Source organism: Kitasatospora sp. NPDC029312 (assembly GCF_055569215.1).
This window is the reverse complement of the sequence record NZ_JBVHXY010000006.1, coordinates 36,694-63,221: the sequence shown is the minus strand read 5'-3', so window position 1 is coordinate 63,221 and position 26,528 is coordinate 36,694. Positions and strand designations below refer to the sequence as shown.

General features: G+C 73.8%; 21 protein-coding genes. 9 read left to right on the top strand and 12 right to left on the bottom strand.

The window, feature by feature from the left end; translation table 11 throughout:
• Positions 1-759: 759 nt before the first annotated feature.
• The 3 genes from ACZ4WV_RS07510 to ACZ4WV_RS07500 are packed head-to-tail and all read right to left on the bottom strand — an operon-like array spanning position 760 to position 4,095.
• The gene (locus tag ACZ4WV_RS07510; protein WP_465743808.1) at positions 760-2,001 is read right to left on the bottom strand and encodes a pyridoxal phosphate-dependent aminotransferase; all 1,242 of its coding nucleotides are present in this window, start codon (positions 1,999-2,001) and stop codon (positions 760-762) included.
• Complete coding sequence (locus tag ACZ4WV_RS07505; protein ID WP_465743806.1) at positions 1,998-2,789, bottom strand: class I SAM-dependent methyltransferase; 792 nt, start codon at positions 2,787-2,789, stop codon at positions 1,998-2,000. The genes ACZ4WV_RS07510 and ACZ4WV_RS07505 overlap by 4 nt, the downstream gene beginning before the upstream one ends.
• A 46-nt stretch (positions 2,790-2,835) precedes the next feature.
• A complete protein-coding gene (locus ACZ4WV_RS07500; RefSeq protein WP_465743804.1) occupies positions 2,836-4,095 on the bottom strand; it encodes an MFS transporter in 1,260 nt (419 codons plus the stop codon).
• A gap of 175 nt (positions 4,096-4,270) precedes the next feature.
• Between ACZ4WV_RS07500 and ACZ4WV_RS07495 the strand changes: the two genes are divergently transcribed.
• Positions 4,271-5,527, top strand: a complete 1,257-nt coding sequence (locus tag ACZ4WV_RS07495; protein ID WP_465743802.1) for an ATP-grasp domain-containing protein — start codon at positions 4,271-4,273, stop codon at positions 5,525-5,527.
• An 80-nt stretch (positions 5,528-5,607) separates the two neighbouring features.
• On the opposite strand, the gene acnA is transcribed toward ACZ4WV_RS07495, so the two are convergent.
• From acnA to ACZ4WV_RS07450, 9 genes are all read right to left on the bottom strand, one after another.
• Positions 5,608-8,364, bottom strand: coding sequence for an aconitate hydratase AcnA (acnA, locus tag ACZ4WV_RS07490; RefSeq protein ID WP_465743800.1), 2,757 nt, complete (start codon positions 8,362-8,364; stop codon positions 5,608-5,610).
• Positions 8,365-8,501: 137 nt separating this feature from the next.
• Positions 8,502-10,073 (bottom strand): amino acid adenylation domain-containing protein, encoded by a 1,572-nt coding sequence (locus ACZ4WV_RS07485; protein WP_465743798.1) that lies wholly within the window; start codon positions 10,071-10,073, stop codon positions 8,502-8,504.
• A gap of 44 nt (positions 10,074-10,117) precedes the next feature.
• Positions 10,118-11,851 carry an asparagine synthetase B family protein gene (locus tag ACZ4WV_RS07480; protein WP_465743796.1) on the bottom strand — a complete coding sequence of 578 codons (1,734 nt, stop codon included), beginning with the start codon at positions 11,849-11,851 and terminating at the stop codon, positions 10,118-10,120.
• 21 nt (positions 11,852-11,872) lie between these two features.
• Entirely contained in the window at positions 11,873-12,667 is a 795-nt protein-coding gene (locus ACZ4WV_RS07475; protein ID WP_465743794.1) for a methyltransferase domain-containing protein, read from the bottom strand.
• Positions 12,664-14,046 carry a hypothetical protein gene (locus tag ACZ4WV_RS07470; protein WP_465743792.1) on the bottom strand — a complete coding sequence of 461 codons (1,383 nt, stop codon included), beginning with the start codon at positions 14,044-14,046 and terminating at the stop codon, positions 12,664-12,666. The genes ACZ4WV_RS07475 and ACZ4WV_RS07470 overlap by 4 nt, the downstream gene beginning before the upstream one ends.
• 32 nt (positions 14,047-14,078) lie before the next feature.
• Entirely contained in the window at positions 14,079-14,810 is a 732-nt protein-coding gene (locus ACZ4WV_RS07465) for a phytanoyl-CoA dioxygenase family protein (protein ID WP_465743790.1), read from the bottom strand.
• Between the two features lie 29 nt (positions 14,811-14,839).
• Complete coding sequence (locus tag ACZ4WV_RS07460) at positions 14,840-16,456, bottom strand: condensation domain-containing protein (protein WP_465743788.1); 1,617 nt, start codon at positions 16,454-16,456, stop codon at positions 14,840-14,842.
• A gap of 2 nt (positions 16,457-16,458) precedes the next feature.
• Complete coding sequence (locus tag ACZ4WV_RS07455; protein ID WP_465743786.1) at positions 16,459-17,223, bottom strand: alpha/beta fold hydrolase; 765 nt, start codon at positions 17,221-17,223, stop codon at positions 16,459-16,461.
• Positions 17,220-18,194, bottom strand: a complete 975-nt coding sequence (locus ACZ4WV_RS07450) for a TauD/TfdA family dioxygenase (protein WP_465743784.1) — start codon at positions 18,192-18,194, stop codon at positions 17,220-17,222. Before ACZ4WV_RS07450 ends, ACZ4WV_RS07455 begins: the two co-directional genes overlap by 4 nt.
• A gap of 587 nt (positions 18,195-18,781) precedes the next feature.
• Here ACZ4WV_RS07450 and metK point away from each other — a divergent pair.
• From metK to ssuE, 8 genes are all read left to right on the top strand, one after another.
• Positions 18,782-19,975, top strand: a complete 1,194-nt coding sequence (metK, locus tag ACZ4WV_RS07445; protein ID WP_465743782.1) for a methionine adenosyltransferase — start codon at positions 18,782-18,784, stop codon at positions 19,973-19,975.
• Positions 19,972-21,558, top strand: coding sequence for an S-methyl-5-thioribose-1-phosphate isomerase (mtnA, locus tag ACZ4WV_RS07440; protein ID WP_465743780.1), 1,587 nt, complete (start codon positions 19,972-19,974; stop codon positions 21,556-21,558). The genes metK and mtnA overlap by 4 nt, the downstream gene beginning before the upstream one ends.
• Positions 21,555-22,307 carry a methylthioribulose 1-phosphate dehydratase gene (gene mtnB / locus ACZ4WV_RS07435; RefSeq protein ID WP_465743778.1) on the top strand — a complete coding sequence of 251 codons (753 nt, stop codon included), beginning with the start codon at positions 21,555-21,557 and terminating at the stop codon, positions 22,305-22,307. Before mtnA ends, mtnB begins: the two co-directional genes overlap by 4 nt.
• Complete coding sequence (locus ACZ4WV_RS07430) at positions 22,304-22,882, top strand: 1,2-dihydroxy-3-keto-5-methylthiopentene dioxygenase (protein ID WP_465743776.1); 579 nt, start codon at positions 22,304-22,306, stop codon at positions 22,880-22,882. The genes mtnB and ACZ4WV_RS07430 overlap by 4 nt, the downstream gene beginning before the upstream one ends.
• Positions 22,879-23,619 (top strand): acireductone synthase, encoded by a 741-nt coding sequence (mtnC, locus tag ACZ4WV_RS07425; RefSeq protein ID WP_465743774.1) that lies wholly within the window; start codon positions 22,879-22,881, stop codon positions 23,617-23,619. The genes ACZ4WV_RS07430 and mtnC overlap by 4 nt, the downstream gene beginning before the upstream one ends.
• Positions 23,620-23,646: 27 nt before the next feature.
• Entirely contained in the window at positions 23,647-24,462 is an 816-nt protein-coding gene (locus tag ACZ4WV_RS07420; protein ID WP_465743772.1) for an S-methyl-5'-thioadenosine phosphorylase, read from the top strand.
• Positions 24,463-24,531: 69 nt separating this feature from the next.
• Positions 24,532-25,785: an MFS transporter gene (locus ACZ4WV_RS07415; protein ID WP_465743770.1), complete on the top strand. Its 1,254-nt coding sequence runs from the start codon at positions 24,532-24,534 to the stop codon at positions 25,783-25,785.
• A 53-nt stretch (positions 25,786-25,838) separates the two neighbouring features.
• The gene (ssuE, locus tag ACZ4WV_RS07410; RefSeq protein ID WP_465743768.1) at positions 25,839-26,402 is read left to right on the top strand and encodes an NADPH-dependent FMN reductase; all 564 of its coding nucleotides are present in this window, start codon (positions 25,839-25,841) and stop codon (positions 26,400-26,402) included.
• Positions 26,403-26,528 lie beyond the last annotated feature (126 nt).

The window sequence follows — 26,528 nt, the reverse complement described above, 5'->3', positions numbered from 1 at the left end:
GTGGCCGGCCGGGGAAAGCAGCCATTCGTGGTCCTCCGCTGGTGGGGATCGGTGGATGTTCGTGCTCAGGCGGAAGTGGCGCAGCCGGATGGCTTCCGGGCCGCTGTGCGACGGCCGGAGGTGGGATCAATCCCCTGGTCGACCGCGGCCGCAAGCGGTCGACCGAGCCCGCCGCGGTGACTTGAGTGGCCGCGTTCCGGACTGAAGAGAACGTAACCTGATTCTTACTTTCGGCCCAAGGGCGGTTTTGCGCCGCACGAGCGGGGCTAGATCACGGGACGATCTCGCTCTCCGTGCACGGGGCCGCGCGGCCGCCGGGAAATACCGGCCGGCGGTGATTGGCGACTTCGCAACCGGGGAAGGCGGGAACGAATGATCGTCGGGGCGCCCGACACTCTTCGGCCCGGAGCTGTGGCCGTTCCCTCGCCCCGGTCGCGGGAAGCGCCGCCCGGCGGGCCGATCGCCGCCGGTGATGCGGGCCGGCGGCCGGATGCCACCGCATCGGCAACCCGCGGAACGGGGCGCGGTGGAAGGCCTGCGCGGCGCGTCGCGGGTTCCCGCACGCCGCGGTCCTCTGCGGGTAGGGAGTGCGACGATCTGCATCCGGATGCCGGCCGGGGCCTTCAACAGCGACCGGGCTCCGCGACGTTGGCGTCGCGGAGCCCGGCTGAGTTCGGCTGAATTCGGGGAGAGAGCGGTGTCAGGGTCGTGCGGGGCTACCGCCAGCCGCCGTTGACGGTGGCGGCGTACCGGTCGTCGTCAGTCAGCGAGGCGTGGCTCACCGTTCACTTGCCTCGGGTCGGCCGGGGGCGAGGCCCGTAGGCGGGCCAGGCGGGCTACGGCCTGTTCGAGGACGGGGGTCTGCTTGCAGAAGGCGAACCGGACCTGGGTGCGGCCGGCGGTGGGGTGGTCGTGGAAGGCCTGGTTCGGGATGCCCACGACGCCGTGGCGGTGGGCGAGTTCGCGGCAGAAGGTCAGGCCGTCGGTGGCGCCGAGGGGGGCGGCGTCGGTGGTGACGAAGTAGGTGCCCTCGGGGCGGAAGACGTCGAAGCCGGCGGCGGTGAGGCCGTCGCAGAGCAGGTCGCGTCTGCGGCGGTGGTCCTCCCGGAGCGTCGTGTAGTAGTCGTCGGGGAGGGCGAGCGCTTCGGCGACCGCGTACTGGAGGGGGCCGCCGCTGACGAAGGTGAGGTACTGCTTGGCGGTCAGGACGGCGGTGACGAGCTCCGGCGTCGCGGTGACCCAGCCGATCTTCCAGCCGGTGAAGGAGAAGGTCTTGCCGGCCGAGGAGATCGAGACGGTCCGCTCGCGCATGCCGGGGAACGAGGCGAGGGGCAGGTGTTCAGTGTCCAGGGCGAGGTGCTCGTAGACCTCGTCGGTGACGACCAGGAGGTCGCGTTCGACGGCCAGTTCGGCGATGGCGGTGAGTTCCTCCCGGTCGAGCACCATGCCGGTCGGGTTGTGCGGGGAGTTCAGCAGCAGCAGCCGGGTCCGCGGGGTGACGGCGGCGCGCAGGGCCGTGAGGTCCGGGCGGAAGGCCGGTGCGCGGAGCGTCAGCGGGACGCGGACGGCTCCGGCCATGGCGATGCACGCGGCGTAGGAGTCGTAGAAGGGCTCCAGGGTGAGCACTTCGTCGCCGGGTTCCAGCAGGGCGAGCAGGGTGGCCGCGAGGGCCTCGGTCGCGCCGGCGGTGATCAGGACTTCGGTGTCCGGGTCGTGGGAGAGCCCGTAGAAGCGCTTCTGGTGGTCGGCGACCGCCTGCCGCAGTTCCGGGACGCCCCGGCCGGGCGGGTACTGGTTGCCCCGCCCGTCGCGGATCGCCCGGACCGCCGCCTCGGCGATCGAGGCCGGGCCGTCGGTGTCGGGGAAGCCCTGGCCGAGGTTGATCGCGCCGGTGGCGGCGGCCAGGGCGGACATCTCCGCGAAGATCGACGTGCCGGTGCCCCGGAGCCTGCCGCTCAGTAACGGGCGGGCGGCGGGCCGGCCGGTCCGCGAGCCGCTCACGCGTCGGTCTCGCGGTCCGCCCTGGCGCAGACGGCCCAGGTCCGGTGCGGGATCCGGAGCACCTCGCCGGGGAAGGAGTCGCGCAGGATCTCGGTGAGCCGCTCGGTGAACTCCGCGACCTTCTCCGGCGTGAGGCTGGCCCCGACGCCGGCGCTGGCCCGGATCCGGCCGATCCAGTCCTCGGGCGTGTACGGGACGTCCAGGTCGAAGGAGAAGGTCTCGATGCCGGTGAAGCCGGCCGAGGCCAGGTCGGTCAGCCAGCGCGGGTAGAGGCCGGTGCCGCCGCCCATCGTCCAGGCCGGGTTGAAGGCGGTGATGAGGTCCTCGGTGGCGGCCACGACGTTGCCGGGCAGGGGCAGCCAGTCGAAGTGCGCGATGGTGACCAGGCCGCCGGGGCGCAGCAGGCGGCGGATCTCGGCGGTCGCCCTGGGGGCGTCGAACCAGTGCCAGCACTGGCCCGCCGAGACGACGTCGAAGGTGCCGGCCGGCAGACCGGTCGACTCGGCGCTGCCGACGTGGTACTCGATCTCGACGCCGGCCGCCCGGTCGAGTTGCTCGGCCTGCTCCAGGAGCGGCGCGGCGGGGTCGAGGCCGGTGACCTCGGCTCCGGCGAGGGCGAACAGCCGGGCCAGGCTGCCGGTGCCGGTGCCGAGGTCGAGGATCGCCTGGCCGGGCAGTCCGATGCCGTAGGGCTTCAGCCGGGTGACCAGCTCGGGCGGGAAGCCGGCCCGGTGGCGGCTGTAGTCCTGGGCGGTCCGTCCGAAGTCCGGGTTGAACTCACGGGTCATGGTTCTCTCCCTGAGAGGTGTGACGGTGGAACGGGTGCGGGTCGGCTCAGACGGGTTCGGGTTCGGGCGCCGACTCCTCCACCTGCCGGGTGCGTTGCGCCCAGCGGGCCGCCGCGGGGGTGGCGAGGCCGGCGGCGGCGAGCAGGGCGGCCAGGACCGCCCAGCCGAGCCAACCGTGACTGATAATCATAAACGTGGTCACGGCGGGGGTGATCGCCGTCCCGAGCTGCGAGGTCAGGCCGAAGAGGCCCTGGTACTGGCCGTGGGCGTGCTCCGGTGCGAGCTCGTACGACAGCGCCCAGGAGCCCGCGCTGTAGAGGAGTTCGCCGACGGTGTGCGCCACCACGCCGAGGGCGAGGACGACCACGGCGAGCACGGGGGAGCGCCCGGAAGCGAGCGTGAAGACCACGCAGCAGGCGGCGAGCCAGAGCCCGGAACGCCGCATGGCCCGGGCGCCGCCCGGGACGTCCTCGGCGCCCCGGCTGACGGGGATCTGGAAGACCACCACCAGCACCGTGTTGACGAGGAGCAGGGCGGCGAACGCCGAGACCGGGGCCTCGGTACGCTCCGCGATCCAGATCGGAAGCGCCACGTTGAGGATGCCGGTGTTGGTGATCAGGACGGCGTTGAGCAGGCCGATCAGGGCGTACGGACGGTCGCGCAGCACCGGCCAGCGGGAGCCTGTCACCGTCGCGGCGGCCGTAGGCGGGGAGGGGAGGCGGCGCAGGATCAGGCCGGCGGCCACGAACGCGGCGCCGGCGCCGAGGAGTTCGGCGGTGTAGGCGGCCGGTGTGCCGCTGCCCAGGGCGGCGCCGCCGGCCAGCGTGCCGATGGAGAAGCCCACGTTGGTCACCGACCGCAGGTAGGCGCGGGTGCGCACCCGGCCGGGGCCGGAGACGATGCCGGCCACCAGGGCCCCGCGGGCGGCCGTGGACCCGGACTCCGCCACGGCGACCAGTCCGGTCGCGAGCAGGAAGCCGGTGAAGCCGCCGACCAGCGGGTAGCTCCAGAGCGCCACCCCCTGGAGTACGACGTACCAGGTGGAGGCCGTTCGGGCGCCGATCACGTCCGCGAGGCGGCCGGCGGGGATGCTGGCCGCCATGCCCGCCACCGCGGCGACCGTCAGCCCGAAGCCGACCCGGGCGGCCGGGAGGTCGACGGAACGCGTGAAGTAGAGGACAGAGACGGTCACCACGACGCCCTGGCCGATGCTCCTGGCCAGCGTGCTCAGGGCCAGGACGCGGACCGTCCGGGACCACGGCAGCAGCGCCTGGAGAATCCTCGCGGGTTTTCTTCGGACTTCCATGTCCTCCTATTCCTCCCGTTCGCTCGGAAATCGTCCCGCGGTAGGCCGGCGGGGTGGCTGACAAATATCTGGACACTGAATATCGGGGTCGCTACGATCCTGCTTCGCGAGCGGTTCCGGGATTTCCGGCGCGCGCTTACGGGGTAGTTGTGCTGAGTTTTTCGGAGCCGTCCACATGTCACTTTCCCCTCCTGTTCTCCACGTCGGCTGGATGAGCCGCGCGGTGGCGGCGCTGATCCGGGCGCGGGTGCCGGTCACCTGCGCCGTGACGCCCGGCGACGCCGCCGCGGCCCGTGCGGCGGGCACCGTGCCGCTGCTGGTCGCCGATCCGACCAGCACCACCGGAGTCCTCGCCGGGCTGGCCCGGAACGGCCTCGCCGTCGGGGACTTCGCAGCGGTCTGCAGCGGTCTGGAGTTCTGCCTCGAGAACGCGGCGGCCCTCTCCGACCTGGGCGGTGCCGGCGCCCCTTCGATCGGGCGGGTCCTCGGCATGCGGGACAAGTTCGTACAGAAGCAGGCCGTCCGGCGGGCCGACGTGCGGGCCGCGAGGTGCGCCCTGGTGGAGGATCTCGACGAACTTGAGACCGCGGCGCCGGAATTCCCGCAGGTGCTCAAGCCGCTGGCCGGCGGCGGCGCCCGGGACACGTTCCTGATAACCGACCGCGAAATTCTCCGGACGGCCGTCGAGAAGGCGTGCCGGGGCGGCAGCGGGCCGTGGCTGCTCGAGGAATTCATCCCCGGCACCGAATTCCAGGTGGACGGGCTGGTGCGCGCCGGGCGGATCCGCCTGCTGTCGGTGTCCCGCTACGTGCAGAACCTCATCGAGGTGCACCGCGGCGGGATCGTGGCCCACGTCGTCCTGCCCCCGTCCGACCACCCCGGCCTCTACGCGGAGATCCGGGACACGGCGGAGCGGGCGCTGAAGGCGCTCGACCACCACGACGGGGTCTTCCACCTGGAGGTCTTCCAGCACGCGGAAGACGGGGGGATCGTGTTCGGCGAATGCGGGGCACGCGTCGGCGGCGGTAGGACGGACGAGGTGGTCGAGCGTGCCTTCGGGGTGAACCTGCACGACGAGTGGGCGCGCGCGGCGCTCGGCCGGCCCTCCGCCGTCTCGGGCGAGCCCGAGCACACGGTCGGTGCCGTCTTCGGCGGGGTGAACCTGCCGGCCCGCTCCGGGGTGATCCGGACGGTGCCCTCCGTCGAGGAGGTGCTGGGCCGCCCGGGAGTGGAGTACGCGGAGGTCGGTGCGGCGCCGGGAACGGTGGTGCCGGACGCGACCGCGGCATCGTACGTCCGGGCCGGGGTGGCCGTGGTCTCGGGCGCGGACGTGCCGGAGGTGGAACGGCGCATCGGTGCCCTGACCTCGTGGTTCGCCGGTGCGGTCACGATCATCCCGGCGGGGGAGGACGGGCCGAACGCGGGCGGCTGAGCGCCGCGCCCGCCCGTGGTGCCGCGACGCCCGGCGGGGCGTCGCGGCATCGGGGCGCGGGCCCGCCCGGCGGGTCGCGGTCACGACGCGGACGCGGACGCCGATGCGGACACGGACGCCGGCGCGGGCGCCGATGCCGATTCGGGCGCCGATTCGCGGACCAGGCGGTTCATGATGAACGGCAGGACGCCGCCCACCCGCAGGTACTCCACCTCGCGGGCCGTCTCCACCGCGGCGATCGCCTCGAAGACCGTCACCGAGCCGTCCCGGTGGCGCAGCCGGACGGTGACCGGGCCGTGCGGGCGGAGGGCGGCGAGCGGGCCGAGGTCCACCTCCTCGGAGCCGTCGATGCCGTAGGCCTCGCGGCTGCCGCCCTCGGGGAAGCGCAGGGGCAGCACGCCCATGCCGACGAGGTTGCTCCGGTGGATCCGCTCGAAGCCCTCCGCCAGCACGGCCCGGACGCCGAGCAGGGCGGTGCCCTTGGCGGCCCAGTCGCGGGCGCTGCCGCAGCCGTACTCCCGCCCCGCGACGACCACCGTCGGGGTGCCGGCGGCGCGGTACCGCTCGGCCGCCTCGTGGATCGACACCGCTTCCCCGGTGGGGTGGTGGGTGGTCCAGGGGCCTTCGCGGCCGTCCGCCATGGCGTTGCGCAGCCGGGGACTGCCGAAGGTGCCCCGCAGCATCACGTGGTGGTTGCCCCGGCGGGCGCCGAAGCTGTTGAACTCTGCCTCGGGGACGCCTCGTTCGGCCAGGTAGCGGCCCGCCTCGCCGTCGGGCGCGATGGCGCCGACCGGGGAGATGTGGTCGGTCGAGACGCTGTCGCCGAGCACGGCGAGCACCCGGGCGCCGACCACTTCGTCCGCCGGGAGGCCGGCGCCCTGAGGGTCGATGTACGGCGGTTCGAGGATGTAGCCGGAGTCCTGGGGCCAGTCGTAGAGCTCGCCGGTGGGGGCCTCCAGGGCCTGCCAGCGGACGTCCCCCTGGAAGAGGTCCGCGTACACGGACTCGAAGAGCTCGGGGCCCGAGGCCGCCCGCACGACCTCGGCGACCTCCGCCGGCTCCGGCCAGAGGTCGGCCAGGTACACCTCGCGGCCGTCCGGTGCCACGGCGACCGGCTCCCGGGTCAGGTCGCGGTCGACCGTGCCGGCCAGCGCGTAAGCGACCACCAGCCCCGGCGAGGCCAGGTAGGCGGCCCGGACCTGGGGGTGGATGCGGCCCTCGAAGTTCCGGTTGCCGCTCAGCACGGCGACGCCCGTGACGCCCTCCTCGGTGACGGCGCGCACGGCCCGGGCGCTGAGCGGGCCGCTCATCCCGTGGCAGGTGGTGCAGCCGAAGGCGACCACGCCGAAGCCGAGCCGCTCCAGCGGTTCGAGCACCCCGGCGCGGTCGAGGTAGGTCGGGACGGTACGGCTTCCGGGCGCGAGGCTGGTCTTGACCCAGGAGGGCACCGTCAGGCCCAGTTCCACGGCGCGCTTGGCGATCAGGCCCGCGGTGAGCATCGAGCCGGGGTGGGAGGTGTTGGTGCAGCTGGTCAGGGCTGCGATCACCACGGCGCCGTCGGCGGGCCGCGGTTCGCCCCGCTCCGGGGCCGTGGTCCGCGCCCGGTCGGCGGTCCGCGCCCGGTCGGTGGGCCGGCCGACGCCGCGCAGGCTCTCCGGGACGGCGGCCAGTGGCAGCCGCTGGTCGGGCCGGCTCGGTCCGGCCACGCAGGGTTCGGCGGCGGAGAGGTCGATCACCAGCTCCTCGGCGTACCGCACGGCCGCCGCGTCGGCCGCGGTGTGGAACAGCCGCTGGGCGCGGCAGTACCGCTCCACCAGCGCGACCTGCTCCGCGCTGCGCCCGGTGGCCCGCAGGAAGCGCAGCGTCTCCTCGTCCACCGGGAAGAACGCGGTGGTGGCGCCGTAGTCGGGTGCCATGTTGGCCACGGTGGCGCGGTCCGGGACGGACAGGCCGGCCACGCCCTCGCCGGTGAACTCGACGATGGCGCCCACCACGCCGTGAGCGCGCAGCAGTTGGGTGACGGTCAGGACCAGGTCGGTGGCGCTGGTCCCGGGGCGCGGACGGCCGGTCAGCCGGACGCCGACGACCCGGGGCGGGGCCATCAGGACCGGCTCGCCGAGCAGGACGGAGGTCGCCTCGATGCCGCCGACGCCCCAGCCGAACACGCCGACGCCGCCCACCATCGGGGTGTGGGAGTCGGTGCCGAGCACGGTGTCCGGCCGGGCCAGCGGGCGGCCCTCGGGCCCGGGGGTGATCCGGACGACCTCGGAGAGCCGCTCCAGGTTGATCTGGTGGATGATGCCCTTCCCCGGCGGCACGACCCGCAGTTCGGGGAACGCCTGCTCGGCCCAGCGCAGCACCGAGTAGCGCTCGCCGTTGCGGGCGTACTCCAGGTCCGTGTTGACGCGCAGCGCGTCGCGGGTGCCGGCCGCGTCCACCCGGACGGTGTGGTCCACGACGAGGTGCGCCGGCATCACGGGGCTGACCCGGTCGGCGGGCAGGCCGCGCCGGGCCGCCGCGGTGCGCAGCGCCGCGAGGTCGAGCACCACCGGCACGCCGGAGAAGTCCTGGAGGACCACGCGTGCGGGCCGGAACGGCAGGTCGCCGGTCGGGCTCCCGTCGGCGCCCCACCGGGCGACCGCGGCGACCAGCGCCGGGTCGGCCTGCCCGGTGGCGGCCAGGTGGGCGGTGTTCTCCAGCAGGATCCGGGCGGTGTACGGCAGGGCGGCGAGGTCCACGCCGGCCGAGGCCGCGAGTCCGGGCAGGCCGTAGTGGGTCGCGTCGGGTCCGGCACCCGGCAGGGGAGTGGGCGGTGGGCTGGCGGGCGGACGGTTCATGGCTGCGGGCTCACGTCTTCTTTCGCTGACGGGCGTGCGGTGGGCTGGCGGAGCCGTGATCAGGCGGAGCGGTGATCAGGTACCAGGCGCACAAGGGCTTGGAAGGACTGCACGGGGAGGAAGGGGCAGCGGAGGGGTCAGCTACGGGCCGCGGGCTGGTCCGGGGACGGCGGGAGCGAGGCGAGCAGCGCCGCCTGGTCGAGCTTCCCGTTCGCCGTCCGGGGCAGGGCGTCGAGCCGGCGCACGGTGGGCGGCACCAGGTAGTGCGGCAGTACCTCGGCGAGGCCGCGCTGCAGTCCGGCCGGTTCGGGGGCCTGCGGGCCGCCCCGGTAGAACAGCGCCAGCCGGTCCCAGCCGCCGTCCGGGCCGGGGACGGGCACGACCGCGCACTCCCGGACGCCGGGCAGGCCGAGGGCGACCTGCTCGATCTCGGCGGGCTCCACGCGGTAGCCGGAGATCTTGATCTGCCGGTCCGCCCGGCCGAGGTAGTGCAGCACCCCGTCCGCGTCCCGCCGGCCGAGGTCGCCGGTCCGGTAGAGCAGCGTGGCGGCGCCGTCGACGTCCAGGGTGACGAACTTCTCGGCGGTCGCCTCCGGGTTGCCGAGGTAGCCGAGGGCCAGGCCCTCGCCGGCGACGCAGATCTCGCCCGGCGCGCCGTCCGGGGCGGGGGTGTCGCCGTCGAGCAGCAGCACCGAGGTGCCGGGCACCGGACGGCCGATCGGGATGCCGTTCGCCGCCGTCCAGTCGGCCGGGCGCACCGGGCGGGTGGTGACGAACACGCAGCTCTCCACCGGCCCGTAGCCGTTGACCAGGAGGATCTGCGGGTGCCGCTGCTGGAGGGCGCGCACGTGCGGCACGGACAGCCGTTCGCCGCCGGTGAGGACCTGCCGGAGGCCCTCGAAGCAGTCGACGTCCTCGTCGACGAGGAGGTTGAACAGCGAGGCCGTGAGCCACACCGTGTCCACCCCGGACGACTTGACCAGGTCGCGCAGGTCCCCGGAGAAGAGGTAGTCGTCCTCGACGATCACGCTGGTGCCGCCGGTGGTGAGCATGCCCCACAGCTCCAGCGCGAAGGCGTCCCAGGGCACCGGGGCGGCCTGGGCCATCACCCGGCCCCGGCCGAAGTCCGCGAAGGTGCGCCCGTCGAAGAGGCGGGTGGTGGCCCGGTGGGGGGAGAGCACCCCCTTGGGCGTGCCCGTCGTGCCCGAGGTGAAGAACACCATGGCGGTGTCGTCCGGGCCCACCGCGACGGGGGCGGGCACGGTGCCGGACTCCGCCGCGGCGGCCGGCCCGGCCTCCGGCGCCCAGAGCGGGACGTCCACGGACGGCTGGGCGCGGTCGGTGACCAGCAGCGGGGCGTCCAGTGCGCGTACCACGGCGGCGACCCGCTCGGGGGGCCAGCGGTGGTCCAGCGCGGAGTACCCGGCGCCGCACTTGAGCACGGCCAGCAGCACGGCGACCAGCTCCGGCGAGCGCGGCAGCAGCACGGGCACCAGGTGACCGGGCCCCACCCCGCGGGCCTGGAGGGCCGCCGCGTAGGCGTCGGCCGCGGCGTCCAGCTCCGCGTAGCGCAACCGCTGCCCCTTTGAGACCAGGGCGACGGCGTCGGGCCGCTGCCAGGCCTGCCGGGTGACCGCCTGGTGGATCGTCCGCCGGGCCGGGCCGGGACGGGACACGGCGCCGGCGCGGCCGCCGGAGGGATCGGACATGGTGCTCACTTTCGGAGGAGTCGGATCGGTTCGGTGGCCGGGCGTCAGGCGGCCAGCCATTCCAGCCAGGCGCCCAGGGTGAGCAACGGGAAGGCGAGCCCGGTGGCGGCGGCGTCGCCCGCGGCGATGCCGTCCAGCAGGCGGCCGAGGGCGTCCGGCCGCAGGCCCACGGCCTCCAACCGGTCGCGGTGACCGGCCAGATCGGAGCGGACCCGTGCCGCGCGGGGGCCGGACAGCCAGTCGTCGACGGGCGCCCGGAACGGCTTCTTCACCTCGTCCAGGAAGTGCGGCAGCGCCCCGGCGTACGCCTGCCGCAGCGGCACCTTGGTCTGGCCGTCGCGGACCAGCGCGTCGAACGGCAGGGACGCGGCGCGGGCGGGCAGCCCGCCGTGCAGGAAGGGCGTGCGCCCCTCCACGCCCTGGGCCATCAGCAGGTGGTCGGCCCGGCGCAGCAGCGGTTCGAGGCTGTGCTCGTACTCGAACTCCCGCACCACGTCACCGACCGGGCGGCCGGCGGCGGCCGGCAGCGCGGCGACCAGGGCCTCGCGGGCCGCGTCGTACGCCGGTGCGCCGACCAGCTCGCGCAGTGGCCCCGAGCGCGCCGCGGGCAGGTAGAAGTCGGCCGCGCCGGCCGCCCCGGACAGGCCCAGGTAGCTTCGGTACCCGCCGAACACCTCGTCGGCGCCCTCGCCGACCAGCAGGACGACGATCCCGCTCTCCCGGGCCAGCCGGGCCAGCGCCGCGTACATCGGCACGCTGGTGAGTGCGGTCGGCTCGCCCAGCGAGCGGACGGCGTCGGGAACGCCGTCGAGCAGGTCGTCCGGCCCGAACTCGACCGACCGGTGCCGCCAGCTCCGCCAGGACGTGCCGGGCAGCCGCAGCTCGGCCAGGTCCCGGATGCCGTCGCCGTTGCCGCGCGGCAGCACGCTCACCGTGGACAGGTCGCGCACGCCGCGCCGGGCCAGTTCGGTCGCGAGCACGGTCGAGTCCAGCCCGCCGCTCAGTGCGAGGCCGAGCGGCCGGTCGGACACCAGGACGCGGTCCACCGCGCGGGCGACGGCGGCGCGGATCGCCTCCGGCCCGGCCGGCACCTCGGACCGGGCGGGCAGCGGCCCGGCGGCGCCGGCCGACAGCTGCTGCACCCGGCCCTCCTTGAGCAGCAGCCGCGCGCCGGGCGCCACCGGTTCGATGCCCTGGAAGAAGGTGCCGCCGTCCACCACCCGGCCGAACAGCAGGAACTGGGTGACGGCCTCCGGCCGGACCGGGCAGGGGCCGAACAGCTCCAGCAGCGCCGGGATCTCCGAGGCCACGGCGACGCCGTCCCGGTGCCGGCGCAGGTAGAGCGGCTTGATGCCCAGAGGGTCCCGGGTGACCTCGATCGCGCCGTCCTGGGTGCGGCGGAGCAGGGCGTACATCCCGTCCAGGTCGGCGGGCCCGTGCCCGTCCACCCCCTCGGCCTCGTCGAGGCCGCCCACCGGGACGGCCAGGGGGACGGCCACCGGGGCGTCCGGCCCGCCCCCGCCCGCCCAGGCGCCCGGGCCGACCGCGTACACCTCGCCGTTGAAGGCGAACGCGGTCGTGCCCCCGGGCGCGGCGAACGGCACGGTGTCGGCCGGACGGCTGCGCACGCGCAGCCGGCACATGGCGACGGCCGAGCCGGCGTCACCGACGACGCCGTAGCCGTCGGGGCCGCGGTGCAGCAGCTTCTCGACGGCCGCGGTGGCGAGGAGGTCGGCGGGCGGGCGCCCGGCCCCCGCGGCAGCGGGGGCCAGGCACACACCGACGACTCCGCACACCGGTCAGGCGTCCCGTCGTGCGGGGCCGGCCTCGGCGGTGTACATCCGGGTCACCGTTCCCTGGCCGAAGTCGGTCGCGGAGACCAGGCGCAGCGCCCGCTCGCCGACCCGCGCGCTCGCCAGCAGGGCCGTGATGTCCTCGTGCTCGAAGCGCTGCTCCTTGCCGCGGCCGCGGTACCACTGCAGCAGGATCTCGGAGTCGATCTCGCCGTGCGGCAGCAGGGAGTCGGTCAGCACGTCGCCGGCCGCGGAGAAGTCGATGACCTTCTTCTCGGCGTCGTAGAACCGCTCCAGCGTGCCGCGCTCGCGGCCGGTGGCGATCATGCGCTCGTCCATCGGGTAGAGGCCGAGCTTGATCGAGGCGCGGATCTGGCCGCCCTCGGCGAGCAGGTCGAGCATGCCCTCGATGCCCTTGCGGGCCTCGGTCTCGCTGAAGCGGTTCACCAGGCGGTCGTTCAGGACGAAGTCCTGGGTGCCGCGCAGGTGTTCCGGCGCCGGGCGGGTGATGTCGTGCTGCAGCACCTCGCAGGAGCCGGCCGGCAGGGCCGCCCGCAGGTCGGTGCACATGCGCTCGGAGAAGTCGAGCACGGTGACCTCGGCGCCGAGCGCGATCAGGGCCTCGACCAGGTCCTTGGTGGAGGCGCCGACGACGGTACAGCGCGAGCCGGGCCCGACGCCGGTCGTGAAGAGCGAGATCTCCTCGTCGCTGGGCTTGGCCGTGGTGCGGCCGGACTCCCAGAAGAGGGAACCGATCAGGTCCCACGCGGTCGACTTCTCGTTGACGGTCTGGCTGGTCATGCGTTGCTCCCGAGGGGGTCGAGCAGGCTGGAGTTGTAGTCGCCGGCGAGGACGTGGTTGAGGTAGGTCCCGGCGCCGCCGACGACGCGGTAGCCGTGGGACACACCGGAGGGGATGAAGACGGAGGCGGGGCTCTGCACCGCGAACACCTCGTTGCCGAGGGTCACTTCGACGGACAGGCCCTCGTAGCCCTCCTCCTCCCCGAGGAAGATGAACAGGCTGTCGCAGTGGTGGACGTGGGTGTCGACGTGGCCGAGGCCGTAGTCGTCGAGCTTCGGGATGCGCCGGGCGATGCAGTACTGCTCCGCGCCGGGCACGAAGCGGTTGTCGACGAGGACGAAGCGGTCGCCGGGGCCCTTGCGGTGGTAGCGCAGCTCGGTGGCGGAGATGATCTTCGGGTCGACGATCCAGTCGGCCGCCTTGCCCGACACACCCGTGGGCCGGGTGGTGCTGGTGCGCCCGAGCAGGGCGGGCTCCAGCCACTCGTACGATCCGGGCTCGCGCTCGACGGCGGCGACGTGCAGCTTGGCGACGTGGTGGAAGACGTCGCGGCCGACCACGGGCCGGCGGTGGTCGGGCATCGAGCGCGAGTAGGCGCCGACCCGGCGGCTGAGTTCGTTGAGCAGGGTGGCGTCGGCCAGCGGCCGCGTGCCGCGGTACTGCAGGTTGACGGCGAGGGCCGCGTAGTCGGTGATCCCGGCCCGCTCGCCGAGGCCGTTGACCGAGGTGGAGACCCAGGCCGCGCCGGCGTCGACGGCGGCCAGCGCGTTGGCGAGCGCCAGGCCGCGGTCGTCGTGCAGGTGCACCTCGATGTCGGTGCCGGGACAGAGCCGTTGCAGGTTGCCGATCCGCTCGCTGATCTGGTGCGGCTCCATGAGGCCCAGGGTGTCGGCGAAGCAGATCCGCTCGGCCCCGGCCTCGGCGGCGATGAGGTAGGCCTCGACGAGTTCGCCGGAGTCGGTGCGGCTGCTGTCCTCGACCGTGAACCGGACCCGCAGGCCGAGCTTGCGGGCGTGGGAGACGGACTGCTCCACCCGGTCGAAGAGTTCCTTCAGGGTGCGTCCGGGCAGCCGGGAACGCCGGGTCACGTCGTTCACGCCGAGGAAGATGCCCACCCAGGCGGCGCCGGTCTTGGCGACGGCCTCGATGTCGGCCACGTCCGCGCGGGCGTGGGCCAGCACCGGCACGTCACCGGCCGCCTCCACCACCGCGGAGACCCGCAGCAGTTCGTCGGGGCCGATGGCGGGGTGCCCGCACTCGATGGCGTCGACACCGGATCGCACCAGCAGCGAGGCGACTTCGACGCTCTGCTCCAGGGTGAAACGGCCGTGCGCCGACTGCATGCCCTCACGCAGGGTGCTGTCGATGATGTACGTCACAAGGTCTCCTGCAGATCGTCGGTGAGCCCGGGTCAGGCGGTGCCGAGGGCGGCCAGGTCGCTGAGCGGGAAGCTGTCCTTGGCGCGGAACTCCGGGTCCGAGGCGTCTGCGAAGACGACCACCATGCCGCGGCGGTCGTCCGGGGAAGTGTTGGCCGCGCTGCCGTGGGCGAAGTAGCGGTCCCACATGACGGCGTCCCCGGGGGACAGCTCGAACTGGACCGGCTCGCGCAGCCCGTCCTCGGCGGCGTCGAGGCTGGCGTGCCAGCGGTAGTGCGGCCGGTCGCGGTGCGGGATCCGGCCGCCGGCGTGCGACTCGGGACAGCCGAACAGGCCGCCGTTGGCGGGCGAGACCGGGGTCAGCGCGAACCAGACGCTGAACGCCTTCGGGTAGGTGTACGTCCACAGCGCCTGGTCCTGGTGCAGCGCCACCTCGGTGCCGACCAGGGCGGGCTTGAGGAAGGCGGCGTGGAAGACGACGGCGGCCTCGTCGCCGATGACCCGGCGGGCGAGGTCGGTGGCGCCCGCGCGGTTGAGGATCGGACCCCAGACCTTCGGGTCGTTCCAGAGCAGTCGGCGGAGCTTGCGCAGTCGGCGCACGCCGTCCGCCTCGTCGTACTCCGCCTCGTACCCGGGCGCCACGTCCTGCGCGGCGTCGAGGGTGTCGAAGAACTCGACGGCCTGGCGGTGGTCGTCGGTGCCGAGCAGGCCGGGGAGCAGGTGGTAGCCGTCCCGGCGGTAGGCGTCGATGTCGATGGTGGGCATGTCTGGTCAGGTCCTGTCTGCTGGAAGGGTCAGGAGCCGCCGGACCGGAGGACCTCGCGCATGGGCTGGTCCGGTCGGCGTGCGAGTGCCGCGACGGCGCGGAGAAATGCCCTGGCGAACTCGTGGACGTACTCGTCGGAGTACTCGGACCGGTAGTGCAGAGCGGTGAACTGCAGGGTGGGGCCGTCCCGGAGCAGCCACAGGTGCAGTCCGGGGGAGTCGGCGGTCTCCGGCAGGGCCACCGGTTCGACCGTGAGGCCGGCCAGCCGCAGCGACCGGCCCCACAGCTCGTTGAACATGAAGTAGATGCCGGGGTCCTTGCGGAAACCGCTGGGCACCTGGGGCCACATGGCGCGGCGGACGTACCAGGCGGGCAGGTCGCCGTGGGCGGTGGCCGCGAGCGCCGTCTCCGTGACGCGGGCGACGAACCGCTCGAAGGACAGGTCGAGGTCGACGTCGGTGGTCGGGAAGACGCCGTTGGCGAACCAGCCGACGGTGTCCTGGAATTCGGGCTCCAGCCGGTTGGCGGAGCTGGTCAGCAGGGTGACCCGGGAGCGGCCGGTCTGCTGGGCGACGAGGGCCTTCAGCGCGGCGATGGTGACGCAGTACGGCGTCGCCCGGAGCTTGCGGCAGACGTCGTCCAGCGCCTCGCCGACCTCGCCCGGCACCTCCAGGTGGAGGGCGGCCGGGCCGGACAGCCCCTGGTTGGGGCGGTAGCCGGGCAGCCGGACGGCGATCGACGAAGGGTCGCTACCCAGTTGGGACTTCCAGTAATCCGCGACCCGGTCGATGCGGCCGTGCTCGAAGCGGTCCCACTGCCGCGCGGACCAGTCCGCGTAGCCGCCGGACTCGGTGAGCTCGGCGCGGCCGCCCTCGAGCCGGGCCCGGTAGGCGGCGCCGAGGTCCGCGGTGAGGACGTCCAGGGACCAGCCGTCCGCGCCCATGTGGTCGAAGACCAGGGCGAGGTAGGCCTCCTCGGGCGCGGAACGCACCAGGTGTGCCCGGATCAGCGGGCCGGCGTACCGGTCGAAGGGACGGCGGACCTCGGCGTCGAGGATCCGCAGGGCCTCCTCGGCGCGCTCCGCCTCGGGCAGCCGGCGGACGTCCTCCACGAACAGCTCGGGGAGCGCCTCGGGCCGCACATGCTGGCGCACCGTGCCGTCCTGCACCCGGAACACCGTGCGCAGGGAGGGGTGTTGCGCCGTCAGCGCCCGGAGGGCGTCGTGCAGCGCGGCGATGTCGAGCAGGCCGCGCAGCCGGTAGGCGACGTGGAACTGCAGGGCCGGCGCCTCCGGGTCGTTCAGGCTGGACAGCAGGGCCCATTCCTGGGCCATCGAAGCCCGGCCCTGATGGGTGGTCGGGGCGGCGGGGGCGGTGGCGGACGCCTCGCCGGCCGTGCGCGCCTCCTCGACGCGGTCCGCGAGTTCACGGACGGAGGCCGCGGTGAAGACCGATCTGGCGGACACCCGGACGCCGAGTCGTTCGGCGGTCCGTTTGATCACCCGGAAGGCCAGCAGGCTGTTGCCGCCCAGATCGAAGAAGTTGTCGGTGGGGTTGACGTCCTGGGTCTCCAGCACCTCCCGGTGGATCCGGAGCAGGACCTCCAGGGTGGTGTCGACGGCAGTGGAAGGTCGGTGCGCTGTCACGTTCAGGTCTCCAGCTCCGGGCACCCGAGCTCGGCCTGGTGCAAGCCCTGGTAGAAGTCCGTGAGAATTCCGACGGCGGAATCCCGCAGGAATGAGGTGTGGCTGCCCTCGGTCAGCACGCAGGAGAACGTCCCGGTCGTTTCGCGGGAGAGCATCCTGGTGCGTTCGCCGTCCGGGACGACCGGACTGTCGCGGGCGATCACCGAGAGGACGGGAATTCCGAGTGAACTGTTGGCATCGATCAGGTGACTGTAATCATAATGCCATTTGAGAAAACTCGCCTCCGCCCATTCATCCGCCTCGTAACGTTCCATGAACGGCTCGAAGGCCTGGTCGAGCAGGGCGACGCTGGCAATTCTGGAAGGGCCCAGGGAAACGGCGAGAACCGCGGCGACCAATGCGCCGTAGGAATGCCCGACCACGTGCACCGGGTGCGGCAGGGAATCGGCGATCCGCTGGACGTCGGCGGCGAAGTCCAGTGGTGAGTACCCCCAGGCCGGCGCCGGACTCGTGCCGTGGGCGCGCAGCGTCGGGTACACCGCCACCGCGCCCGGCGGGCACAGCGCGTCGCCGATGGGCCGCAGCGCGGACTTGTCGTCCCCGAAGCCGTGCAGCAGCAGCATCGAGCCCGGGGCCCCGCGTCCGGCGGCGGTGCCGGGCACGCGGTCGAAGTCGAGCAGCTGGACGGTCCGGACGGCCGCGAGTTCGGGCGATGCGGCGGTCGGCGGTAAGTCTTCCCCCGGACGCTGTGGCGCGTCCGGGCTCATCCGAGCCGGCAGACGGGTCGGCCGAGGTCGGCGGGGACGGTCCCGGTCGGCCACACGCCGCCCCGGTAGGAGCCGGCCGCCGTCGCGCCGTACAGCGACGCGTACCCCTCGGGCAGCGCGGGGCTGCCGGAGAAGGCGAGCCACAGGCGCAGCAGCAGGCGGTCGCGTCCGCCGCCGTCGGTGAAGGCCGTCCGGGCGTGCAGGGTGGTGAAGTTGTCGATCAGCTGGAGGTCGCCCTCCCGAAGCTCCATGTCGAGGGCGACGCCGGGGCGCTGGAGGATCTCGTCGACGGCGTCCATCGCGGCCAGCTGGCGTTCGGTGAGGCGGGGCGCGCCGTCGTGCCGCTGGGAGCCGGTGATGAAGCGGCGGACGTAGCGCATCGCGAAGTGGCCGTCCGTCCGGCTGAACACCGGGATCGGGGACCACGGCCGCTCACCGGGCTGTTCCTCGCCGCGCCGGTCGTTCGGGAACGGCCGGTACAGCTCGGCGAGCAGCTCGGGCTGCTCGGCCAGGAGCAGGTCGTGCACCGTCTTGGAGGAGGCGATCCGGCTCAGGCCGCCGGAGCGGGCCGGGCGGATGCACAGCAGTCCGATGACGTCGGTGCGGTCGACGTGGAAGGGGAGTTCGGCGGAGCTCTCGTAGCCGCGCTGGACGGGGCTGGAGATGTCGGCGCCGCGGTCCTCGACCCGGCCCAGGAGGTCGCCCTTGCGGCTCTGGGAGACCGGGCGCCCGAGGAGGAGGCCGAGCAGCCAGTAGGCCGTCTCGGCCTCGCGGGGGTCGTCGCCCGTCACCGGGAATCCGGTGACCACCACGCACCCGAGGCCGCTCGCGAGCCGGGCGTGGAGCTCCGCGGCGAAGGCCGCGCTGTGCGGCAGATCGGTCGGGCGCGGCGCGCCCAGGTCGGGCCGGCGGTTCGCGGCTATTTCGGCACGGGCCGCCGCGATCAGTTCGGCCGCCGCTTCGGACGGCATCGGGACCCGCCAGAGTCCCTCGTCCTTTGTGAGGGTTTCCCCCACCCATCCGTCACCTAAGGGAAGGAACTCGTCCACGTGTACCCCATTCACTGATGAAAATTATCGTCGGAGTTGCTTGGTGATTCCGAGAAAAATAATCCACTCAGTTCGTGACTCTGCTGGGGAACGATAGATCGACCCAATCGGCCCGTCCATGTGACGTGCGTCACTCCCCAAGGGCCCCTTCGACGGGCCGTCATCCCAGGTCGATCATGTCTTGACCTCGTCAAGTCCAAGATCTACGGTGGACGGGAAAAGCGCCTCCCGCGACTCGGAGAAGCTCCGGCAGGAGCGTTCACGAGAGTACCGGGGGGTGTTATGCGCTTTGTTTGAGAACCGGGCCGTGGGTGCCCGGCGAACCACTTGCTCTCGATCCGCCCGCCGACCCCCGCCGTATCCCGCCGGCGTCGGTCCGCGCGGGGCTGTGCCGAAACGGCGCCCCTGAGCGGCAGACGACACCTCCACTCCGCGACCGTCCCCGGAGCCGTCGTCATGGACACCGTTCGGCCTCGGCCCGCTCCGTCCGCCGATACCCCAGGAGAAGCATGTCTCGCCGCCTGTTCACCTCGGAGTCCGTGACCGAGGGACACCCCGACAAGATCGCCGACCAGATCAGCGACACCATCCTCGACGCGCTCCTGCGCGAGGACCCGACCTCCCGGGTCGCCGTGGAGACGCTCATCACCACCGGCCAGGTGCACGTGGCCGGCGAGGTGACCACCAAGGCGTACGCGCCGATCGCCCAGCTCGTCCGGGACAAGATCCTGGAGATCGGCTACGACAGCTCCAAGAAGGGCTTCGACGGCGCCTCCTGCGGCGTGTCGGTGTCCATCGGCGCTCAGTCGCCCGACATCGCGCAGGGCGTGGACGGAACCCCGGCCGCCGACGCGGACGCGCTGGACCGGCAGGGCGCCGGCGACCAGGGCCTGATGTTCGGTTACGCCACCGACGAGACGCCGGAGTTGATGCCGCTGCCGATCACCCTGGCGCACCGGCTCTCGCGGCGGCTGTCCGAGGTGCGCAAGGACGGGACCGTCCCCTACCTGCGGCCCGACGGCAAGACCCAGGTGACCATCGAGTACGACGGCGACCGCGCCGTCCGCCTGGACACCGTGGTGGTCTCCTCCCAGCACGCCGCCGACATCGACCTGGAAACGCTGCTCAGCCCGGACATCCGCGAGCACGTCGTGGAGCCGGAGTTGAAGCGCCTGGCCGAGGACGGCCTCGACCTGGAGACCGACGGCTACCGCCTGCTGGTCAACCCGACCGGCCGCTTCGAGATCGGCGGCCCGATGGGCGACGCCGGGCTCACCGGCCGCAAGATCATCATCGACACCTACGGCGGCATGGCCCGCCACGGCGGCGGCGCCTTCTCCGGCAAGGACCCGTCCAAGGTGGACCGCTCGGCCGCCTACGCGATGCGCTGGGTCGCCAAGAACATCGTCGCCGCGGGACTCGCCCGCCGCGCCGAGGTGCAGGTCGCCTACGCCATCGGCAAGGCCGAGCCGGTCGGCCTGTTCGTCGAGACCTTCGGCACCGAGACCGCGCCCCTGCTCAGCATCCAGCAGGCCGTCTCCGAGGTCTTCGACCTGCGCCCGGCCGCCATCATCCGCGACCTGGACCTGCTGCGCCCCATCTACGCCCAGACCGCCGCCTACGGCCACTTCGGCCGTGAGCTGCCGGACTTCACCTGGGAGCGCACCGACCGGGTCGCGGAGCTGAAGGCGGCCGTCGCGTGAACCGGCCGGCGGAGAAGACGGAGAACGCCGAGGGCGCCTTCCAGTCGTCCATCACCTGGGACGACGGCGCCGTCCTCGCCGTGGACCAGCGCGCGCTGCCGCACGAGTACCGGGTGCTGCGACTGGAGACGGTCGACCAGTTGATCGACGCCGTCCGCTCGCTCGCCGTGCGCGGCGCCCCGGCCATCGGCCTGGCCGGGGCACTCGGCGTCGCGCTCTCGGCCCACCTACACCGGACCGGGCCAGGCGGCGCGGTGGACGAGGCGGCGGTGCGCGCCGACAGCGCCCGGATCGCCGCGGCCCGGCCCACCGCCGTCAACCTCGCCTGGGCCGTGGAGCGGGCGCTCGACCGGCTCGCCGACGGGCCCGAGGCCGTACTGGCCCAGGCCGTGTCGATGCTCGCCGAGGACGCCGCCGTGAACCGGGCCGCGGTGCGCAACGCCGCCGACCTGGTCACGAGCCTCACCCCGGACCGGCCACTGCGCATCCTCACCCACTGCAACACCGGCCGGCTGGCCACCGCCGCGGTCGGCACCGCCCTCGGCACGATCCTGGAACTCGCCGCCCGCGGCCGGGTCGCCAACGTCCTGGTGGACGAGACCCGCCCGCTGCTGCAGGGCGCCCGGCTGACCGCGTGGGAACTCGGCGAGGCCGGAGTGCCCTACCAGGTGTGCGTGGACTCGGCCGCGGCCGCCGCGATGTCCCGCGGACTGGTGGACTGCGTGCTGGTGGGCGCGGACCGGATCGCCGCCAACGGCGACACCGCCAACAAGATCGGGACGTACGGCCTGGCCGTCGCGGCCGCCCGCCACGGCATCCCCTTCGTGGTGGTCGCGCCCGAGTCGACCTGGGACCGCCGACTGCCCGCCGGCGGTGGCATCCGGATCGAGGAGCGGGCGGCCGAGGAGGTCACCAGCGTCGCCGGTTCGCCGGTCGCCCCGGCCGACGCGGCCGTCTTCAACCCGGCCTTCGACGTCACCCCGGCCGACCTGATCACCGCCGTCGTCTCGGAACGGCAGGTCTTCCGGCCGACGGCCGCGGCCGGCCCGCCCGAGGACGGACTCGGTGAGCGCATCACCGAGCTGCTCACCAGCTTCGCCGACCACCCCCAGCCGGGGATCCTCTTCCGGGACCTGGCCGGCGTCTACGCCGAACCGGGCCTGCTCGGGCGGATCGCGGACCGGATCGCCGACACCCACGCCGGCCGGTTCGACCGGATCCTCGCCATCGAGTCCCGCGGCTTCGTGCTCGGTGCGGCCCTCGCCGTCCGGACCGGCACGCCGCTCGTCCTGGCCCGCAAGCCCGGCAAGCTCCCCGGCCCCGTCCACCGGGCGTCCTACAGCCTCGAGTACGGCGACGACCTGCTGGAACTGCAGAAGGGCGCGGTGCTGCCCGGCGAGCGGGTGCTCTGCGTCGACGACGTGCTCGCCACCGGCGGCACCCTCGCGGCCGCGGCCGGCCTGGTCGGTGACGCGGGCGCCGAAGTGGCGGGGCTGGCCGCGGTGGTCGAACTGCTCGGCCTCGGCGGGGCGGAGCGGCTGTCCGCCCACCCGCTCTCGACCCTGAGCAAGGTGTCCGGATGAGCGCCGCCCCCACCGGGGCCCAGGCCCCCGCCGGGACCGTGGCTCCCACCGGGACCGAGGCCCCCACCGCGACCGCCGCACCCGCCGCCGCCGACCGCCGGCGAGTCGGCGGCGGCCTCGCCGAGCTCTCCCGCGACCTCTACCGGCGCGGCTGGATGCCGGGCACCTCCGGAAACATCTCCGCCCGGCTCCCCGGCGGCCGCCTCGCCCTCATCACCGCCAGCGGGCGGGACAAGGGCGAACTGACCGCCGAGGACACGGTCGTGGTGGACGCGGACAGCGGACGGGCCCTCACCCCGGGCACACTGCGGCCGTCCGCCGAGACCTCGATCCACGCCGCCGTCTACCGGACCACCGGCGCCGGAGCGGTCATCCACGTCCACGCGCCGTACGCGACGGCGACGGCCAGCACCACCCGGACCGACCGGGTACGCCCGCTGCGGCTCGAGCACTTCGAGCTGCTCAAGGGGCTCGCCCTCGCCGACCCCACCGGGACCGACCTGCCGGTGTTCCCCAACTGGCCGGACGTGGACCGGATCGCCGACGAGGTCGCGAGCCACCTGGAACGCACCCCGCAGGCCCCGCCCGGACTGCTCATCGCCCACCACGGCATCACCACCTGGGGGCGCGACCTCGCCGAGGCCCGCAACCGCCTCGAATGCCTGGAGGCGATCTGCCAGCTCCTGGTCCTCGGTGTCGGGCCGGCCGGCCCGGACACCGCCAACCCCGCCGAGGAGAACAGCCGATGACCCTGCTCCAGATCATGCCGGACCACGCGCCGGACGAGGTGCTGCTGCGCACCGGCGACGAACACGAGATCGCGGCGGCGCTGCGGGACTGCGGCGTCGACTTCCGCCGGTGGAGCCTGCGCGGCGAACTCACCGGGGCGGAGACCGCCGAGGACGTCCTCGCGCGCTACCGCACCGAGGTCGACGACCTGTGCGCCCGGGAGGGGCTGCGGGTCGTGGACGTGGCCCAGCTGCTGCCCGAACCGGGCCCGGCGTGGGAGGAGAAGGCGCGCCAGGCCCGTTCGACCTTCCTGGCCGAACACCGGCACGCCGAGGACGAGGTGCGCTTCTTCATCCACGGCGCGGGCTGCTTCTACCTGCACGTGGACGGCAAGGTGTACGCGGTCGTCTGCACGGCGGGTGACCTGCTGTCGGTGCCGGCGGGCACCCGCCACTGGTTCGACATGGGCAGCCGCCCGCAGTTCGCCGCCATCCGCTTCTTCAAGGAGAAGGACGGCTGGGTGGGGGACTTCACCGGCGACACCATCGCCACCCGGTTCCCGGACCTCGACGCGCTGCTCGCGGCGGACGCGTGATCACGGCGACCGTCCGGGCGGCCGTCCTCGACATCGAGGGCACCACCGGCTCCGCCGCGCACGTGTACGACGTGCTGTTCCCGTACGCCCGCGCCCGGCTGGCGGACTGGTTCGCGGACCACCGCGACGACCCGCTCCACGCCGAACTCCTCAAGGAGACCGGCGAGTCAGCAGGAGGCGCGGTGGACGAGGCGGGGGCCGTCGCGGCGCTCACGGCCTGGGCCGACGCCGACGTCAAGGCCGCCCCGCTCAAGCGCCTCCAAGGGCTGATCTGGGCCGAGGGCTTCGCCGACGGCACCCTCACCGGGCACGTCTACCCCGACGTACCGCCGGCGCTGCGCGCCTGGCACGCGGCCGGCATCGCCTGCTACATCTACTCCTCGGGCTCGGTGACCGCCCAGCGCGACTGGTTCGGCCACAGCAACGAGGGTGACCTGTCCGCCCTGCTGCGCGGCCACTTCGATCTCGGCAACGCCGGCGCCAAGACCGAGCCCGCGTCGTACCGGAGCATCACCCGGGCCATCGGGGTGGAGCCCCACCTCACCGTCTTCCTCAGCGACCGCGTCGGGGAGCTCGACGCGGCCGCCGCCGCGGGCTGGCGCACGGTGGCCGTGCGCCGCCCCGAGGACCCGAGCGCGCCGACGGGCGACCACCCGCTGGTGACCGCCCTGGACCAGGTCGAGCTGACGCCCCACCGGCCGGCCGGACCGGACTCGCCCTCTCCTGAGACGCCCTGATACTTCCCGAGACGAGGACCCCCAACCATGACCACAGCACCTGACCGGGTGGCCGACATCGCGGTGATCGGCGGCAGCGGGTTCTACCGACTGCTCGAAGGCGCCGAGGAGATCACGGTTCCCACGCCGTACGGGGAACCCTCGGAGACCGTCTCCGTCGGCACCGTGGCCGGCCGCACGGTCGCCTTCCTGCCCCGTCACGGCCGCGGCCACGCGCTGCCCCCGCACCGGATCAACTACCGCGCCAACCTGTGGGCGCTGCGCTCGCTCGGGGTCCGCCAGGTGCTCGCCCCCTGCGCCGTCGGCTCGCTGCGGCGCGAGCTGGGCCCGGGCAGCATCGTGGTGCCCGACCAGTTGGTCGACCGCACCTCCGGCCGCGTCCAGACCTACTACGAGGAGGGCGCGGTCCACGTCTCCTTCGCCGACCCGTACTGCGCCGACGGCCGGGCCGCGGTGGTCAAGGCCGCCGCCGCGACGGGGGACGACGTCACGGACGGCGGCACCATGGTGGTGATCGAGGGCCCGCGCTTCTCCACCCGCGCGGAGTCGCAGTGGTACGCCTCGGCCGGCTGGTCGCTGGTCAACATGACCGGCCACCCCGAGGCCGTGCTCGCCCGTGAACTCGGCCTCTGCTACACCTCGGTGGCCCTGGTGACCGACCTCGACGCCGGGATCGACGCCAACGAGAGCGTCGCCCAGGACGAGGTGTTCAAGGTCTTCGCCCGGCACACCGAGCGCCTGCGCGGGCTCGTGCTGGAAGCGGTCGCCGGACTCCCCTCGGAACGCCGGTGCGCCTGCGCCGGGGCCCTCGACGGTGTGACACTGCCGTTCGACCTTCCGTAACCGCTACCGCGGGTACCGGGGGAACCACCACCACGCGTGCCGGGCACGCACGGAACGACAGGGAGACAGATGCCGAACTCCAGGACAGCGGAACTCTGGCGGTCGGTCATACCGGAACCGGGACCGGTCCGCGGGCTGGCCGTCGCCGCACTCACCAGCCGGGTAGGCCGTGGCCTCTTCGCCACCGTGCTGCCGCTCTACCTGACCCGGGCGGTCGGCCTGCCGGCCGGCCAGGTCGGCGTCGGCCTGACGCTCGCCTCACTGGTGGGCCTCGCCGCCGGGATCCCGGCGGGCTACCTGTCCGACGCCTTCGGACCGCGCGGGCTGCGGGCCGCCGCACGGACCGCCGAGGCACTGCTGCTCTGCGGCTACGTGCTGCTCGACAGCTTCCCCGCGTTCCTGGTGGTGGCCTGCCTGGTGACGCTCTTCGAATCCGCGGGGCTCGCCGCCGAGGGCGCGCTGATCGCCGGATCCGCGGCGCCCGAGCAGCGGGTGCACACCCGTGCCTACCTCCGGTCCGTCAACAACGCCGGCTGGACGCTGGGAGCCGTCATCGCGGGTGGCGCCCTGCTGGCCGACACCACCCGGGCCTACCTGGTGGTGGTGCTGATCGCCGCCGGGTGCTACCTCGTCTCCGCGGCGGCGACGATGCGGGTGCCGGCCGTCCCGCCGGTGCCCAGGGCCAAGGACGCCCCCCGCTGGGTCGTCCTGCGGGACCGCCCGTTCGTCCTGCTCACCATGCTCAACGCCGTCCTCGGCATGAACCTCGGCCTGTTCACCATCGCCCTGCCGCTGTTCATCGCCAGCCACACCAAGGTGCCGGTGGCGCTGTACTCGGTGCTGGTGCTGATCAACTCGATCTCGGCCACCGTCTTCCAGGTGCGCGCCAGCAAGGGCTCCGACACCGTGCGCGGCGCCGCCACCGCCCAACTCCGCTCCGGGATCCTGCTCGCCGCGTGCTGCGCCCTGTGGGCTCTGACCGACGGGCAGTCGGTGTGGCTGGCCGCGGCCTTCCTGGTGCTCGGCGCCGGGGTGCACGTGGCGGGCGAGCTGTTTCAGTCGGCCGGCGCCTGGGGCCTGTCCTTCGAACTCGCCCCCGAGCACGCGGTGGGCCAGTACCAGGGGATGTTCGGCGTCGGGCGCGACCTCGGGCAGATCCTCACGCCGGTGGTCGCCACCACCGCCATGGTCAGCTGGGGCTGGGTCGGCTGCCTGCTCCTGGGCGGGATGTTCCTGATCGCGGGAGTCGCGGTTCCGCCCGCCGCCCGCTGGGCCGAGAACCGGACGGTGCGCGTCGCCGGCCCGCAGGAGGCCGCCGTCTGACCCTCGGGGCCCGTTCCCCCGGTGACCGCAACCCTTCGGCGAAGTGAGAGTTGATGGCTGTCGTCCTGTCCGTATCGGGAAGTCCCTCCGTACACTCCCGCACCACCGGCCTGCTGCGCCACGCCGACGCGATGCTGTCCGCCCGGGGGCACACCGTCCTCCCGCTGGACGTCCGGGCCCTGTCCGCGAGCGCGCTGCTCGGCCCGGACCCGGACCATCCCGAACTGGCCCGCGCCGCCGAGCTGTTCGCGCTGGCGGACGGTGTGGTCATCGCCTCGCCGGTCTACAAGGCGGCGTACTCGGGGCTGCTGAAGTGCCTGCTGGACCGGCTCCCGCAGCACGCCCTCGAAGGCAAGACCGTGCTGCCGCTGGCCACCGGGGGATCGACGGCGCACGTCCTCGCCATCGACTACGCGCTGCGCCCGGTGCTGTCCTCGATGGGGGCGTTCCACGTCGTCCAGGGGTGGTTCGTGCTGGACCGCTGCATCACCTTCGACGAGCGGGCCGGCGTGACCGTCGAGCGCACGGCCGAGGCCGGGCTGCGGGAGGTGGTCGAGCGCTTCTCGGCGGCGCTCGACCACCGCCTGCTGCCAGCCGCTGCGGCCGACGTCCGCTGACCGCCGTGGGCCGGGAAGCCCTGCGGGGGGGGGGGGGGGGGGGGGGGGGGGGGGGGGGGGGGGAGGGGGAGGGGAGGGGGGGGGGGGGGGGGGGGGGGGGGGGGGGGGGGGGGGGGGGGGGGGGTG